Below are 14006 nucleotides of genomic sequence, written 5' to 3'. Positions count from 1 at the left end.
AGGGGCTCTCGTAGCGTGAAAAGGGTGAATGACTATCCCAGCAGGGAGAGCACATTGGCGATCTTGTTGTCGAGTTCGGCCCACTCGGCGACAGGCTCGGAACCGGCGACAATACCGGCACCGGCAAACAGGGTGACGCTGCCCGGCTGAATGCGGGCGCTGCGAATGGCGACCGAGAACTCGGACGTCTCCCGACTCAGCATGCCGCAGGCACCGGCGTACCAGCCCCGATCATAGGGCTCGAACTCGCGGATAAAGGCGAGCGCCGCCTCGCGCGGGGCACCGCCCACCGCAGGAGTCGGATGAAGGGCATCGAGCAACTGCCAGTCGCAGACGCCGGGCTTGAGTTCGGCCTCAATATCGCACTTGAGGTGTTGCAGCAGCCGCAGTTTGAGAATGCGTGGCTCGGTCAGGGTGGCATCGTGGGTCAGTGGCGCCAGACGGCTGAGGATGTCGGCGTGTACCAGTCGGTTTTCCAGCCGGTTCTTGCTGTCGGCCAGCAGTTCGGCGGCCAGTTGGGCATCCACCTCTTCATCGCCGGAGCGGCGGATGGTGCCCGCCAGTGCCTCGGTAAAGAGGTGGCGATCTTCCCGGCGGTAGAGCCGCTCGGGGGAGCAGGCGATAAAGGCCTGCTCGGGGGAGAATTGAAAACCGAAGTGGAAGCAGTCCTGGGCGTGGCGGGCCCACTGGTCGAGCATGGCCCAGGGATTGATATCCGCATCATGGTTCGGACTGGTCAGCACGCTCTCCCGCGACAGCACCACCTTGGGGGTGTGGGCCTGAAAATCGGGGGCGGTGACGCGCTCAACCAAGGTCTGCCACTGGGCGGGGCCGGGGCAATCCTGTCGCTGCCAGGGCTGCTTTTGCAGGGCGGGCAGCGGGGCTTCCGGGCGCAGGGCATCGAGGGCGGCTTCGGCCGCCTGCAGTTCGGCCTCGAGATTGTTTTCATCCAGCCAGAGGTTGAGGCAGAGGCTGACGCATTCGCCACGGCGCACCAGCTCGATGCGGGGCAGCACGAAACGGCAGGGGCCAAACCCTTGCCAGCCGGACTGGGCCGGATCGAACGCCAGCCCACCATAGTAGCGAGGGCTGTCGTCATGATGCTGGTTGGCTGTGTTAGTGCACACCTGCTTGATGGCGTGCGGCTCGGTCAATTCATGGATGGCGCCCAGCGCGACATACTCGGGACGAGCCTCTCCACGAGCCTGCCAGTAGATGCGGGGATAGAGGGTTTGCGCCGCGAGCCAGCCCAGAAAGGAGCGGATTTCGATCGCCACTCGCAACCGTACGAAGCCGCTGACGTTGCTGTGACGCAGGGCGTCCAGTTGTTGCTTTATATGGGTCTGAGCCAACATGGATTCTTTTCTGAGCCGGGTAGTAACGAGCGATCCGGTAGCTGGATGCCGTAGGTTTATGCCAAAGGGCGATGATTTCCTATATATTATCTGCCCATTCGTCCATGTAAATCGCCCGCGGGAGCTTCACTCTCCGGGGCCAAGTATACCCAAATCCGGTTCGATAACCCTTAACACGATCAATATCCGATTGTTTGGCCATCACAAAATGACAAATACCTTCTCTGTTTGGTTGCTGGCGGCGCGTTTGCGAACATTGCCGCTCGCCTGCTCTTCCATCCTGCTGGGCTCGGGGCTGGCTGCCAGTCGTGGCGCCTTTGATGGCACCATCATGGCGCTCTCCCTGCTGACCGCCATCTTGCTGCAGATCCTCTCCAATCTGGCCAACGATTACGGCGATGCGGTTTCCGGCGCCGACAACGGTGAGCGGATCGGTCCGCAGCGCGCGGTGGTCTCCGGTCTTATCACCAAAAAGCAGATGTGCGTGGCGATGGGGCTGACTGCGCTGGCGGCGGTGGCCAGTGGCCTGCTGTTGCTCGGTTGCGCCTTCGGTGGCCAGTGGCTGCAGATTTTGGCGTTTGTAGTGCTGGGTGGCGCGGCCATCGTCGCGGCGGTGACCTACACCGTCGGCAAGACCCCTTACGGCTATCGCGGGTTTGGCGACATCTCGGTGTTCCTCTTCTTCGGTCTGCTGGGGGTGCTCGGCTCCTACTACCTCTTCACCAAGACGCTGGAGTGGGATCTGCTGCTGCCCGCCACCGCCTGTGGTTTGCTGGCCACCGCCGTGCTCAATATCAACAATGTGCGCGACATCGAGACCGACGCCGCCAGCGGCAAGATCACCCTGGCGGTGCGCCTTGGCCGCAACCGCGCCATCGCTTATCACTGGGTACTGCTGGGGGCGGCGCTGCTGGCCACCATCGCCTTTATCCTGATCCAGCCCGCCAGTTTCTGGCCGTGGATCTTCCTGCCCGCCATGAAGCCCCTCAGCGATGCGGCCCGCACCTTGCGCGAAAGTTACGATGGTGAGGTGCTGACCGGTTCCCTCAAGAAGACCGCCATCAGCGCCTTTCTGTTCAGCCTGCTGCTCTCCATCGGGTTAGCGCTCTCCTGACCGCTGGTCGCAGCTCGCCAAGGCGAACAATGAAAAGGGCTCCCGAGATGGGAGCCCTTTTTGGTTTTGGCCGGTTTAGCTGGCGCGCGCCACCCTGAGAGGGCGGCGGGAGAAAATCAGGATATCCAGCAGCCAGATGGCGACCATGGAGGCGCCCACCAGCGGGAAGGCGATCCCCAGCAGGATCAACAGGGCGATGGCACCTCGCATCGGCGGGAGTTTGGCGGGCAGTGGCGGCGCGGCGAGACGGCCTTGCGGACGGCGGCACCACCAGATCCACAGACCACTCACGGCGCTGGCCAGCACCATCAGGCAGATGATCAGCATGGCGAGCTGATGGGGCCAGCCGTAGAGCTTGCCCATGTGCAGCATGACGCCGCTCTCCACTGTCTTGGCGACCGGGCCGTAATCCTGCCAGCGCACATCGGCCAGCACCTTGCCGCTGTATTGATCGATATGCAGGGTGGCGTCGTTGCGCGGATCGTCGGCAAACAGGGCGATGGTGTAGACGCCGGTGGCGCTGACCGGCGGGGTGATGCTGTAACCCGGTTGGACTCCCCGCTCATGGGCGATATCGACCACCTGTTGCAGCGCAATACGCTGGCTGGCCATCACCACTCCCTCATGCTCGCCGTGGTTCATGGCACCGTGATCGTGCCCCTCATCGACCGGCTGCGAGCTGGGCATGGGAGTGTTCTCCACCGCCCAGGGAACCGTCTGCTCGTGGGCCTGATTCAGGCTGCGAGCCAGCGGCGCCGATTTGGGCACCTCGTTCCACATGGCGGCGGGGAAGCGGTTCCAGACCGCAGCAAACTGATCGCCCCAGAAACCGGTCCAGGTCATGCCGCTCAACAGCAACAGCAGCAGGAAACCGGCGCCCCAGAAGCCGACTACAGCGTGCAGATCCCGCCACCAGAGGCGTCCACGCTGGCTCACTCTGGGCCAGAGGATGCCGCCCACCCCGGGCCCCTTGCGTGGCCACCAGAGGTAGAGACCGCTCAGCAGCAGTACCAGCCCCCAGCCAGCCGCCAGTTCGATCAGCCGGTCCCCCGTGGTGCCGAGCAGCAGGTCGGCGTGCAGGGAGCGAGCCACCGCTTGCAGATTCCACTTGTTATCCATGGTGCCGAGCAGGGCGCCGCTGGCGGGATCCATAAACAGAGTCAGATCGCGATCCCCCTGATTGACGATGAACTGGGCGCTCTGGTCGGGAGCGACAGGCGGCAGGTATTTACGCAGGCTGGCATCGGGCATGGTCATCACCGCCTTGGCCAGCAGCTGGTCGGCACTCAGGGTCTGGCTGGCGGGGGCGACCTTCATCAGCTCGGGGTACATCAGGTTGTCGAGCTGGGGTTTGAACAGATAGACGATCCCGGTCAGTGACAGCAGGATCAGGAAAGGGGCGACAAAGAGACCGGCGTAGAAGTGCCAGCGCCAGATCCGTTGGTAATGACTCGAGTCCCTGTTTTTCATTGCACATCCTTGTTGGGGTGCCAAACCTTTCGGCTGGTGGAATGTTTGTGGCGGCGCGGATAATAGCAGTAACGTTTCGTTAACTGCAATCACACATCTTGAGATCGATTCGGTGCGGGATGTCGGTAACATGAGGTGCCGACGGTTTGCTGGATAGGATGAGCACGCTTTGGGAAAAGCCTGTTTGCTGCTGGACTTTTCCTTATAAATTATTACCTTGTGGTAACAATTTGCAGGCGATGGTGGTGGTAACGGAATGGGAGCAGTCATGCAGCCAGATGGGCAATTTGACATGGAGCGCAGGGGTCAGATGCTGATCTGCCGCCCGAGTGGCCCCTTCAATCTGGCAGGTGCCATGGCCTATGAGGCGCGCTTTCGTCACGAACTGGCCGGATTGATGGATGGCCCCTGGGGGATTGTCGAGGTCGCAACCGAGTTTGAAGCGGCCGGGCCCGAGGTGCTGGCCCGTTTTCGTCGCCAGTTTGGCTGGTGTGCCGAGAGTGGCTGTCAGTTTCTGGCGGTGGTCTTCGTGGGGGGCTTCAAGCGCTATCTGGCGGATAACATCTTCAAGGGATTACCCTTTCGGGCGGTACGTTACTTCGAGCAAGAGGCAGCGGCCATCCAGTGGCTGGGGGAGCAGCTCAACACCGCTCCCTGTGAACCTGCGAGCGCTTGACCACCCTTATCCTGACTGGCCTTGGCTCAATCCAGCTTGATAAACCACTTGTCCCGCTCGTCAACGCAGTCGGGTTCACCCATTTCGAATTCACGGCAGATCAACGGCCGCACCTCGTACATGGATGGGGCACATCATCGTGGTGAGTGTATTCGAGGAGCCTGGTCAATCCAGCTTGATAAACCACTTGTCCCGCTCGTCAACGCAGTCGGGTTCACCCATTTCGAATTCGCGGCAGATCAGCGGCCGCACCTCGTAGATACGGCACATCATGGTGTTGCGGTCGAGGGCGGCGCACCAGCCATCGTCCAGCCGGCGCATGACCGGTATCTCGCCTTCCCGTTCCAGTACATAACGGTCCGGCACGCCGGTATCGGTAAAGAGCATCACTTCGAGGCGGCAGCAGCAGGCTTCGCAGTTCTGGCAGCTCACATCGGTTTGGATTGCTTGGGTCATGGTGCCTGTCTTGCCGCATGGCGGCATCGGAGATATGAAACAGGCGCCTGTCAGGCGCCTGTGGTCTGGCTAACGGCTTGCAAAAAACCTTAGCCCAGTTTGCGGGCGCGGTAGCTGCGACCCTTGATCTTGCCTTCCTGCAACCGCTTGAGGGCGGCGCTCGCCACGCTGCGCTTCACGGCGACGTAGGAGTACTGCTCGGAGATCTGGATCTTGCCCACATCGGCACCAGCAATGCCGCCTTCTCCGGTCAGGGCGCCCAGAATGTCACCGGCCCGCACCTTGGTCTTGCGGCCTGCATCGATGGAGAGGGTCACCATCTGCGGGGCGATCGGCTTGATATCGCGGCCGATGCTGTCGAGATCACCCAGCGGCATCGGAGCCTGCTGGTACTCTTCGATAAAGTTGACGCGCTGGGCCTCGTTCGGCTGATAGAGACTCAGGGCCAGACCCTGCTGGCCGGCACGACCGGTACGACCGATGCGGTGCACGTGCACTTCCGGATCATAGGTCAGCTCGTAGTTGATGACGGCGCCCAGCTCCTTGATGTCGAGGCCGCGGGCCGCCACATCGGTGGCCACCAGAATGGTGGCGCTGCCGTTGGCAAAGCGCACCAGCACCTGATCCCGCTCCCGCTGTTCCAGATCGCCATTCAGCGCCAGCGCCGAGAAGCCCTTGGCGGCCAGATGGTCGGCCACGTCGTTACAGGCGCGCTTGGTGTTGCAGAACACCACGCAGGAGCTTGGCTGGTAGTGACTCAGCAGCCAGGTGAGGGCGTCGAGGCGCTGACCGGCAGGCACTTCGTAAAGCTTCTGTTCGATGGCGCTCCCCTCGTGCAGGGACTCCACGCTCACCTCGACCGGATTGCGCTGCACGCCGCGGCTCATCTGGGCGATCCCTTCCGGATAGGTCGCGGAGAAGAGCAGGGTCTGGCGCTGCTGGGGGGCATAGCTGATGACCCGGTTGATATCTTCGCCAAAGCCCATGTCCAGCATGCGATCCGCTTCATCCAGCACCAGTGTCTTGAGGCCGGAGAGCTCCAGCGTGCCTTGCTCCAGATGTTTGAGAATGCGACCCGGGGTGCCAACGGCGATGTGGGCACCAAAGCTCAGGGTTGCGGACTGCGGTGCGGTCGGGGTGCCGCCGCACAGGGTCACCAGCTTGACGTTGGGCAGGGCGCGCGCCAGACGACGGATCTCCTGAGCCACCTGATCCGCCAGTTCGCGGGTCGGGCAGAGCACCAGCGCCTGCACTTCGAGGCGGTTGACGTTGAGCTTGGCCAGCAGGCCGAGGCCGAAGGCGGCGGTCTTGCCGCTGCCGGTTTTTGCCTTGGCGATCAGGTCTTTGCCATCGAGCACCAGAGGCAGGCTCTGGGCCTGGATCGGGGTCATCTGCAGGTAACCCAGGCTGGTGAGGTTCTCTTGCAGGGCGGGGGAGAGATTGAGGCTGCTAAATTCGCTGTTGTTCACAAAAGGACTCTATTTCGGAGAAAACGGGGATGCGCGAGCGCTAAGGCCGCGCATCATACCAGAATGTGGCACCGGATGTGGCGGATTTTTGAACGGCTGGCCACGAGGGGCCATTAAAGGTTCATTTGTTGCCAAACCGACCGCGGACGATCACCGACAATACGATAAGGACTATTTTTCAAACACTCATCTAATTATTTATCATGGATAAACGTTTTCTATTTTCAGTGTTTTAATATAATGACTGGAAAATATTGTGCGAGCAGTTACTGCGCCACAAGGAATGTTGCGAAAATGCTGATTAAATATTTTTAAAGAATATGAAAACGGCGCCACCATTACTCAACATTATGTTTTAAAAGGATTTATGTTATCTGTGTTGCGCGATTAATATCAGTTCATTGCACAATTAATTTAAAAACGTTTGTATTATCCTGCCTCCATAATATTGCGCGGGATTGTGATGGCTATCTGATTTTTAAATGTGCAAATGTCTATGATGGCGCCGGTCAAAAATTACAATTTACTCAGGTGCTACAGGTATGGAATACGTTCACTTTGTGCTCGGACTGGTGATGGTCCTCGCTCTCTCTCTGCTGGCTAACCGCCACAACTGGAAACAGATCAAACTGCGTTATATCGGCCAACTGCTGGTGGTCGAACTGGCGCTGGCCTGGTTCATGCTGAACTCCGAAGTGGGTCTGGCGGTGGTGGGGGGCTTCGCGGCCGGCTTCACCAAGTTGATGGAGTTTGCCAAACAGGGTACCGACTTCGTGTTCGGTGGTCTGGTCAACGAAGGGGCCTTCTCCTTCTTCCTGATGGTGCTGATGCCCATCGTCTTCATCTCCGTGCTGATCGGTATTCTGCAGTACATCCGCCTGCTGCCGCTGGTGATCCGCGGTATCGGTACCGTGCTGGCCAAGATCAACGGCATGGGCAAGCTGGAGTCTTTCAATGCCATCAGCTCGATGATCGTCGGCCAGTCCGAGAACTTCATCGCCCTCAAGAACATCCTGCCGCACCTGAACGAGAAGCAGATGTACACCCTGGCGGCGACTGCCATGTCTACCGTCTCCATGTCCATCGTCGGTGCCTACATGCAGCTGATCGAGCCGCGCTACGTGGTTGCCGCGCTGGTGCTCAACATGTTCAGTACCTTTGTGGTGCTGTCGCTGATCAACCCCTACGAGCCGGATAACTCCGTGACCGACATCAAGGCCATTGCCGAAGGTGACGAGCACCACACCCCGAAGAAAGAGAACTTCTTCGAGATGCTGGGTGAGTACATCATGGCCGGTTTCACCGTTGCCGTGATCGTGGGTGCCATGCTGGTGGGCTTCATCGCCCTGATCGCCCTGATCAACTACCTGTTCGAGATGGCATTTGGCGTGAACTTCCAGTTCGTCATGGGCTACCTCTTCTACCCGATCGCCTGGATCCTGGGTATCCCGAGTGGTGAAGCGCTGCAAGCGGGCTCCATCATGGCGACCAAGCTGGTAACCAACGAGTTCGTGGCGATGATGGATCTGGGCAAGGTGGCTGCCGAGCTCTCTCCGCGTACTGTCGGCATCCTCTCCATCTTCATGGTCTCCTTCGCCAACTTCAGCTCCATCGGCATCATCGCCGGTGCGGTAAAAGCGCTGAACGAAGAGAAGGGCAACATGGTTTCCCGCTTCGGTCTGAAGCTGGTCTACGGTTCAACTCTGGTCAGCCTGCTCTCTGCTGTTATCGCAGGCATCATGATCTGATCCTCTAGTGGCATCTGCCACGGTTTGAGCCCCTGACCTCGTCAGGGGCTTTTTTATTTCTGGCTTACAGGCGCCAGCCGCACCACCAGCCGGCAACCAGCAGGGTGAGGGTGCAAAAGCCGGTTTCGATGGCGCCGCCACTGCGCAGCGGCCAGCCCGGCAGGCGGTAACGGCGCTTGATGGGCCAGAAGAGCGGAATGCCCGCCGGGGTGAGCCAGTCCCCCAGCAGATGGCTGAGGTAGCCGACGATAAGCGCATCCTTGACCCCCATGGGCAAGGTGTCCGGCGGCAGGCTCTGGTTCAGCCCCCAGACGGCAGCGGCGACCGCCAGCAGACTGTGGGTGAAACCGCGATGCCCGAACAGCCGCGACAGAGGTTTCGAGATCCACGGCAGTCGTTGCCCCAGCACCGATTTGGGGTGGTCGAGGTCGGGCAACAGGGCGCTGGCCAGCGCGGCAGGGATGGTCTGCCACAGGCTGGCATCGGCCAGGGCCGGAGTGAGCTGCAGTTTGTGGGCGATCAGGGTGCAGGTAACGGAGAAGAGCAGGTGCCCTTGGGCGGTCATGATGATTACGGCGTGGACAAGATGGCGGCGCATCTTACCAGCCTGACGGTTGTGGTCAGCTCTTATTTTAAAAATCAGGATGTTACGGCGAAAAAGCGCCCATGTTGGGCGCCTTTAGGGTCTCTTTACAGCTTGCCTTTGACCAGCCACTTGTCGAGGGCGTTGGCGAAGCGCTGTTTGTCAGCGGCATTGAAGGGGGCCGGGCCGCCGGTCTGCACGCCGGCCGAGCGCAGCTCTTCCATAAAGTTGCGCATGCCGAGCCGCGCCTTGATGGTCTCGCGGGTGTAGATCTCGCCACGGGGGTTGAGCGCCTCGCCGCCAGCATCGATCACCCAGGAGGCGAGGGGGATATCACCGGTGATCACCAGATCGCCGGGCTGAACCTGCTGGGCGATGACATGATCTGCCACATCGAATCCCTTCTCCACCTGCTGGGTTTTGATGAAGGGCGAGGGGGGCACCCGCAACCCCTGATTGGCCACCAGGGTGGTGACGACCTGGGCGCGGTGGGCGGCGCGGTAGAGGATCTCCTTGACCGGAATGGGGCAGGCATCGGCATCAACCCAGATGGGCATGGCATGGTTTCCTGTAGTGAAAGCGGATGGAAAACGAGAGCGGCCATGTTAACACAGGCCTCCCCTTCCCGGCGCGGGGCTGAGTCGGCCCCGCCTTTGGTGTAAGCTGGGGCCAGCACATGAAACGAGAAGGAGACGAGATGGATCGGGTGCCCGGTGAAGTGATTTATGCCCTGACCCTGGATGGCAAGGGTGGCATGGCGCTGCTGACGGCGGGAAGCGAAGTCCCGGCGGCACATCCCGGCTGGCTGCATCTGGATTACGGCAATCCCGATTCGGCGCGCTGGCTGTTGCAGACCCCCTTGCTCAGCGAGGCGGCCAGGGAGTCGCTGCTCGGCCAGAGCAATCGTCCCAAGCTGGTGCGGATGGGGGAGACGGTGCTGCTGATCCTGCGCGGCATCAACCACAACAAGGATCACAGGCCCGAAGAGATGGTGGCGCTGCGCATCTTCATCACCCCGGATCTCATCATCAGCAGCCGTCGTCGTCCGCTGCTCTCCGAGCAGGATGTCTTCAACCAGCTCAAGCTGGGGGGCGGCGCCGATACCCCGGCCGACTGGCTGGTGGAGATCTGCGATGCCCTGACCGACCGGGCGGGGGAGTTTGTCGAGGAGCTGCACGACAAGATCCTCGATTTGGAGGAGATGGTGCTGATGCGCGACATGCCCGCCAATGGCCGGCTGGCGCTGATCCGCAAGCAGCTCATCATGATCCGTCGTTACCTCTCCCCCCAGCGGGATCTGGTGGCGCGGCTGGCCAACGAGAAGATCAGCTGGCTGGATGAGGATGATCGCCGTCGTCTGCTCGATATCGCCGATCGGCTGCGGCGCTGGCTCGATGACCTCGATGCCGGGGTGGCACGTACCGCCGTGCTGGCGGACGAGATCAACAATCTGATGGCGGAGGCGACCAACCGCCGCGCCTACCAGATGTCGGTGATGGCACTGCTCTTTTTGCCTGCCAGCTTCCTGACCGGCCTGTTTGGCATCAACCTCGGCGGTATCCCCGGTGCCGAGAATCCGACCGCCTTCTGGGTCTTCTGTGGTTCGCTGGTGGCGCTGGCCAGCGGGCTGGCTATCTGGCTCAAGCATCGGCGCTGGTGGTAAGGAGGCATAACCCATGTGGCAATCAATTGGCCTGACCCTGCTGCTGTTGCTGGGTCATACCCTGATCCGGCGGCTGATTCACAAGAGCCTGCTGGCGCTCGGTCAGAGCAGGCAGGTGAGCGAGAACCGGGTGCTCTACGTGGCCCATGTGTTCCACTTCCTGCTCGGCTGCGCCACCTTGCTGGTACTGGCCGGGGTGTGGGGGCTCGACTTCTCCCGACTGGTGGTGCTCGCCTCCTCCTTCTTTGCGGTATTGGGGGTCGCCATGGTCGCCCAGTGGTCGATCCTCTCCAACATCACCGCCAGCATCACCATCTTCTTCGCCTTCCCCTACAAGATTGGCGACCGGATCCGCATCCTCGACAAAGATGATTCGGTCACCGGCGTCATCACCGAGATTGGCTTGTTCTACGTGCGGGTGCGTGATGACAACGGCGATCTGGTCACCTATCCGGCCAACCTGATCCTGCAAAAGCCGGTCAGGAAGCTGGAGGGCAAGGTGGCGGAACCGCTGCAACCGGAATAGAAAGCAACCGGAATAACAAAAGGCTCCCTCGGGAGCCTTTTTACTGTGCGGTGGTTGGCGCTAGCGTTCGAAGAAGCGGTAGAGGTGCTCCACCTGAACCGGGCAGTCGGCCACCTGATGCAGATGTTCGCGGGCCTGCTCGACGGTGCCGAAACTGACCGGGCAGCCGAGGGTGTCGGTCAGCTCGTAGAGGGCGCCATCCTTGCCTCTGAATTCGATGATCCAGCCGGGAATAGCCACGTCGTGGAGTATTTCGGCCTCTTGCAGGATCTGTTGCTGATAGAGCTTACGAAGTTCACTGACTGTCATGATGCTCTCCTGTGGGGAATATCCAGCTCCAGTCTATGCCTGCCCTTTATATGCGGCAACGGGATCATCCCCGCAGGACCTCCCATGCCCAGCGGATGCGGATAAAGGTCTCGGCATTGCCGCCCCGATCCGGATGGTGCTGCAATGCCAGCTCCCGCCAGCGGCGGCGGATCGCCTCCTGACTCGCCCCTTCATTCAACTCGAACAGGGCCAGCGCCTCGGCTTTGTGCCCCTCACCGTCATAAGCGCGCCAGAAGCGGTTGAGCAGGGCCTCAACTTCGGCACGATCGGTCTGCCAGAACACCTGCCAGTCTAGATAGTAGCTACGCAGATTTTCGCCAAGGGCAAAGCCGTGGTTGGTTTGTAGGTTCTCGGCCAGCGGTTCGAGCCGGATATCCAGAGTGCTGATCACCAGCCACCATCCTTCTTGCCAAAGCTCGGCCTGCAACTGGTAGAGGGCGTTCATGATCAGGAAGTTGACCCGAAACAGCTGCAACTGCTCATCGTCGGCCAGTACCGGAATTGCCCCCTGCTGGCGCAGAGCAGCCATCAGTTCATGCACCTTGTAGCTGCCCGCCGCCTGCTGCAACAACGCCAGCAGCGGGGCAATCAGCGGGTTGACGTTCGGGTCACTCATGACGTTCGATTCTTCCATGTGAGGGTTTTTCTGCCTGTGGCGCCAATAGTGTGCGACGTACAGGCGAGGCGGTGCGGGATCAGAGTGGCATCTGCCAATGTGTGGGGCAAGGTGCAGTGGCAAGAGCGGCGCAGAAAAAGACCGCCAACAGGCGGTCATATCATTTCATGTGGCCGGATTAGATGGGGCTCTCCTTGTGGAGCTCGCCGACACAGTCGGCCAGCGCCAGTACCAGTGCGGAGCGCACCATCTGATCGAGCCGGTTGAGCTGCATCTGGTAGAAGGCCCAATCCTCTTCGCTGGCGGGGGGCTCCAGCTTCATCATGCCACCCTGATTGACCCCGTGCAGGCGGTCGAGCAGATCGCGGATCGGCTTGTCGCTGAAGCGGTAATCCTTGGGGTCGCGCACCAGAAAGTCGCGGATCTTGATATAGGCTTCGATATCCTGATAGCGCTCGAGTGAGATGAGGCCGAGGGCGAAGATGAGCTTGAGGCGCACCTCCAGCTGGCCGAGGGGGCCGCTCTGGTTGAGCAGGGGTTCGATGGCGTATTTGACGGCATACTCCTCCTGACGGAACGCGCGTCGCATCAGGGAGTCGACCGCCTCTTCCAGGATGGTCACGGCTTCGAGAAAGAAGCCGCGGGGGCCATCCTGCTCATTCAGTCGTTCCAGTACTTCATCTTCCTGGTGTGTGGTCATAGGTGCATTGGGTCCAGCTGACAGGGAGAGAGTGGGCCTCTCTCCCGGTTTTTATCATATGGGGCACATTCCCTTGCCATTCAAGCGCTTGGCGCGCTATCAGTGGTGGCTGAATGCGCCGCAAGCAGGGTTATTACAGGGTTTCGTAACGGGCGACGATGGCGCGAACCACTTCGCTCTCTTCATCCAGTCCGGTGACGCGGGCCAACGCTTTGGCCGGGCCAAGCTCCGCCAGCAGGGCTTGCAACTCCACCGCCTGCGGGTCATCGGCATTGCGATAGTGGAGCGCCGCGGCGATCCCCTCCTGCAACTGCTCGTTGGGCAGGCCGTACTCCAGGGTGCCCAGCAGCGGCTTCACCAGTCGATCTCCCGCCGCCAGCTTGCGCAGCGGCTGACGACCGACCCGGTCAATCTCGTCCACCAGATAGGGGTTGGCGAAGCGGGCCAGGATCTTCTCGATGTAGGCGGCGTGCAGACGCGGGTCGAAGCCGTAGCGTTTCACCAGCACGGCACCGCTCTCCTCCATGGAGCGGCGCACCTTGCTGCGGATCACCGGATCCTCGATCGCCTCGCGCACTGTGCGGTAGCCCCGCAGCTTGCCGAGATAGGCGGTGACGATGTGGCCGGTGTTGAGGGTGAACAGCTTGCGCTCGACGAAGGCCATCAGGTTGTCGGTGGGCTCCATGCCCGCCACCTGTGGCAGCTCCCCCTTGAACTGGGTCTGGTCGACGATCCACTCGCTGAAGCTCTCTACCGTCACTTCCAGCGGATCATCGTTGGCAGCCGCGGCGGGCGGCACGATGCGATCCACCGCCGAGTCGACGAAGCCGATACAGGATTCGAGCGTGGCATGATACGCGACCGGCAGGTACTTGAGTACCTCCCGCTTGAGGTGGCTGGTGCCGCGCACCATGTTTTCACAGGCGATGACGTTGAGCGGAGTCAAGTTGCCGGCATCGAAGCGGGCCTGCAGCCCCTTGGCCAGGGTGCTGGCAATCTTGTCCAGAATGTTGGGGCCCACTGCCGTGGTGACCAGATCGGCGGTGATGATACGGGCGATCACCTCGTGACCGGCGGAGCTCACCGCTGCCACGTTACGCACCACGTCCAGCTTCTGATCCGCTCCCACCACATGGACCTTGTACTCCTGGCGGTGGTTGAGCTGATCGATCAGGGTGTCGTTGACGTCGGCGAAGGTGACCTGATGGCTGGCATCCGCCAGCACTTTGCCGATAAAGCCGCGACCGATGTTACCAGCACCAAAATGCAATGTTTTCATGATATTAACCTCTTGAACCAA

Annotated in this window: 15 protein-coding genes; 5 read left to right on the top strand and 10 right to left on the bottom strand. The window is 60.9% G+C overall.

Annotated elements, in window-relative coordinates; genetic code table 11:
• Nucleotides 1-32: 32 nt before the first annotated feature.
• Nucleotides 33-1355, bottom strand: a complete 1323-nt coding sequence (locus ACTG2O_RS01100) for an isochorismate synthase (protein ID WP_201953393.1) — start codon at nucleotides 1353-1355, stop codon at nucleotides 33-35.
• A gap of 208 nt (nucleotides 1356-1563) precedes the next feature.
• On the opposite strand from ACTG2O_RS01100, the gene ACTG2O_RS01095 reads away from it, so the two are divergent.
• A complete protein-coding gene (locus ACTG2O_RS01095) occupies nucleotides 1564-2469 on the top strand; it encodes a 1,4-dihydroxy-2-naphthoate polyprenyltransferase (RefSeq protein WP_181363464.1) in 906 nt (301 codons plus the stop codon).
• A 75-nt stretch (nucleotides 2470-2544) separates the two neighbouring features.
• On the opposite strand, the gene ACTG2O_RS01090 is transcribed toward ACTG2O_RS01095, so the two are convergent.
• Entirely contained in the window at nucleotides 2545-3939 is a 1395-nt protein-coding gene (locus ACTG2O_RS01090) for a PepSY-associated TM helix domain-containing protein (RefSeq protein WP_439975232.1), read from the bottom strand.
• A 268-nt stretch (nucleotides 3940-4207) separates the two neighbouring features.
• On the opposite strand from ACTG2O_RS01090, the gene ACTG2O_RS01085 reads away from it, so the two are divergent.
• On the top strand, nucleotides 4208-4615 hold the full coding sequence (locus tag ACTG2O_RS01085) for a hypothetical protein (RefSeq protein ID WP_439976642.1): 408 nt from the start codon (nucleotides 4208-4210) through the stop codon (nucleotides 4613-4615).
• 165 nt (nucleotides 4616-4780) lie between these two features.
• Here the strand turns inward: ACTG2O_RS01085 and ACTG2O_RS01080 are convergent, their stop codons facing one another.
• Together ACTG2O_RS01080 and dbpA are read right to left on the bottom strand one after the other, a co-directional pair.
• Nucleotides 4781-5071, bottom strand: a complete 291-nt coding sequence (locus ACTG2O_RS01080; RefSeq protein WP_005363120.1) for a YkgJ family cysteine cluster protein — start codon at nucleotides 5069-5071, stop codon at nucleotides 4781-4783.
• Between the two features lie 89 nt (nucleotides 5072-5160).
• Entirely contained in the window at nucleotides 5161-6540 is a 1380-nt protein-coding gene (gene dbpA, locus ACTG2O_RS01075; protein ID WP_005335919.1) for an ATP-dependent RNA helicase DbpA, read from the bottom strand.
• A 542-nt stretch (nucleotides 6541-7082) separates the two neighbouring features.
• On the opposite strand from dbpA, the gene ACTG2O_RS01070 reads away from it, so the two are divergent.
• Nucleotides 7083-8288, top strand: coding sequence for a NupC/NupG family nucleoside CNT transporter (locus ACTG2O_RS01070; RefSeq protein WP_005363118.1), 1206 nt, complete (start codon nucleotides 7083-7085; stop codon nucleotides 8286-8288).
• Nucleotides 8289-8352: 64 nt separating this feature from the next.
• Here ACTG2O_RS01070 and ACTG2O_RS01065 read toward each other — a convergent pair whose 3' ends face one another.
• Entirely contained in the window at nucleotides 8353-8853 is a 501-nt protein-coding gene (locus tag ACTG2O_RS01065) for a metal-dependent hydrolase (protein ID WP_041234360.1), read from the bottom strand.
• 125 nt (nucleotides 8854-8978) lie between these two features.
• Nucleotides 8979-9428 carry a YaiI/YqxD family protein gene (locus ACTG2O_RS01060; RefSeq protein WP_005335916.1) on the bottom strand — a complete coding sequence of 150 codons (450 nt, stop codon included), beginning with the start codon at nucleotides 9426-9428 and terminating at the stop codon, nucleotides 8979-8981.
• Between the two features lie 140 nt (nucleotides 9429-9568).
• Between ACTG2O_RS01060 and zntB the strand changes: the two genes are divergently transcribed.
• Together zntB and ACTG2O_RS01050 are read left to right on the top strand one after the other, a co-directional pair.
• Nucleotides 9569-10534 (top strand): zinc transporter ZntB, encoded by a 966-nt coding sequence (gene zntB / locus ACTG2O_RS01055; RefSeq protein WP_439976641.1) that lies wholly within the window; start codon nucleotides 9569-9571, stop codon nucleotides 10532-10534.
• A 13-nt stretch (nucleotides 10535-10547) separates the two neighbouring features.
• On the top strand, nucleotides 10548-11060 hold the full coding sequence (locus tag ACTG2O_RS01050) for a mechanosensitive ion channel domain-containing protein (RefSeq protein ID WP_005354921.1): 513 nt from the start codon (nucleotides 10548-10550) through the stop codon (nucleotides 11058-11060).
• 60 nt (nucleotides 11061-11120) lie between these two features.
• Here the strand turns inward: ACTG2O_RS01050 and ACTG2O_RS01045 are convergent, their stop codons facing one another.
• The 4 genes from ACTG2O_RS01045 to ACTG2O_RS01030 all read right to left on the bottom strand — a co-directional run bounded on the left by ACTG2O_RS01045 (nucleotide 11121) and on the right by ACTG2O_RS01030 (nucleotide 13985).
• Nucleotides 11121-11369: a hypothetical protein gene (locus tag ACTG2O_RS01045; protein ID WP_005354919.1), complete on the bottom strand. Its 249-nt coding sequence runs from the start codon at nucleotides 11367-11369 to the stop codon at nucleotides 11121-11123.
• Between the two features lie 64 nt (nucleotides 11370-11433).
• Nucleotides 11434-12006 (bottom strand): DNA-J related domain-containing protein, encoded by a 573-nt coding sequence (locus ACTG2O_RS01040; protein WP_236285639.1) that lies wholly within the window; start codon nucleotides 12004-12006, stop codon nucleotides 11434-11436.
• Between the two features lie 178 nt (nucleotides 12007-12184).
• The gene (locus ACTG2O_RS01035) at nucleotides 12185-12706 is read right to left on the bottom strand and encodes an MltR family transcriptional regulator (protein WP_005335907.1); all 522 of its coding nucleotides are present in this window, start codon (nucleotides 12704-12706) and stop codon (nucleotides 12185-12187) included.
• A 133-nt stretch (nucleotides 12707-12839) separates the two neighbouring features.
• Nucleotides 12840-13985, bottom strand: coding sequence for a mannitol-1-phosphate 5-dehydrogenase (locus ACTG2O_RS01030; protein WP_439975231.1), 1146 nt, complete (start codon nucleotides 13983-13985; stop codon nucleotides 12840-12842).
• Nucleotides 13986-14006 lie beyond the last annotated feature (21 nt).

Origin of the sequence: Aeromonas sp. 61P (assembly GCF_051919545.1) — a bacterium.
GTDB classification, from domain to species: Bacteria; Pseudomonadota; Gammaproteobacteria; order Enterobacterales; family Aeromonadaceae; genus Aeromonas; species Aeromonas veronii.
This window is presented reverse-complemented; position numbering and strand designations above follow the sequence as displayed.

Coding starts and splice junctions, on each gene's coding strand:
- ACTG2O_RS01100 (WP_201953393.1), bottom strand. CDS start 1,355: ATGTTGGCTCAGACCCATATAAAGCAACAACTGGACGCCCTGCGTCAC.
- ACTG2O_RS01095 (WP_181363464.1), top strand. CDS start 1,564: ATGACAAATACCTTCTCTGTTTGGTTGCTGGCGGCGCGTTTGCGAACA.
- ACTG2O_RS01090 (WP_439975232.1), bottom strand. CDS start 3,939: ATGAAAAACAGGGACTCGAGTCATTACCAACGGATCTGGCGCTGGCAC.
- ACTG2O_RS01085 (WP_439976642.1), top strand. CDS start 4,208: ATGCAGCCAGATGGGCAATTTGACATGGAGCGCAGGGGTCAGATGCTG.
- ACTG2O_RS01080 (WP_005363120.1), bottom strand. CDS start 5,071: ATGACCCAAGCAATCCAAACCGATGTGAGCTGCCAGAACTGCGAAGCC.
- ACTG2O_RS01070 (WP_005363118.1), top strand. CDS start 7,083: ATGGAATACGTTCACTTTGTGCTCGGACTGGTGATGGTCCTCGCTCTC.
- ACTG2O_RS01065 (WP_041234360.1), bottom strand. CDS start 8,853: ATGACCGCCCAAGGGCACCTGCTCTTCTCCGTTACCTGCACCCTGATC.
- ACTG2O_RS01060 (WP_005335916.1), bottom strand. CDS start 9,428: ATGCCCATCTGGGTTGATGCCGATGCCTGCCCCATTCCGGTCAAGGAG.
- zntB (WP_439976641.1), top strand. CDS start 9,569: ATGGATCGGGTGCCCGGTGAAGTGATTTATGCCCTGACCCTGGATGGC.
- ACTG2O_RS01050 (WP_005354921.1), top strand. CDS start 10,548: ATGTGGCAATCAATTGGCCTGACCCTGCTGCTGTTGCTGGGTCATACC.
- ACTG2O_RS01045 (WP_005354919.1), bottom strand. CDS start 11,369: ATGACAGTCAGTGAACTTCGTAAGCTCTATCAGCAACAGATCCTGCAA.
- ACTG2O_RS01040 (WP_236285639.1), bottom strand. CDS start 12,006: ATGAGTGACCCGAACGTCAACCCGCTGATTGCCCCGCTGCTGGCGTTG.
- ACTG2O_RS01035 (WP_005335907.1), bottom strand. CDS start 12,706: ATGACCACACACCAGGAAGATGAAGTACTGGAACGACTGAATGAGCAG.
- ACTG2O_RS01030 (WP_439975231.1), bottom strand. CDS start 13,985: ATGAAAACATTGCATTTTGGTGCTGGTAACATCGGTCGCGGCTTTATC.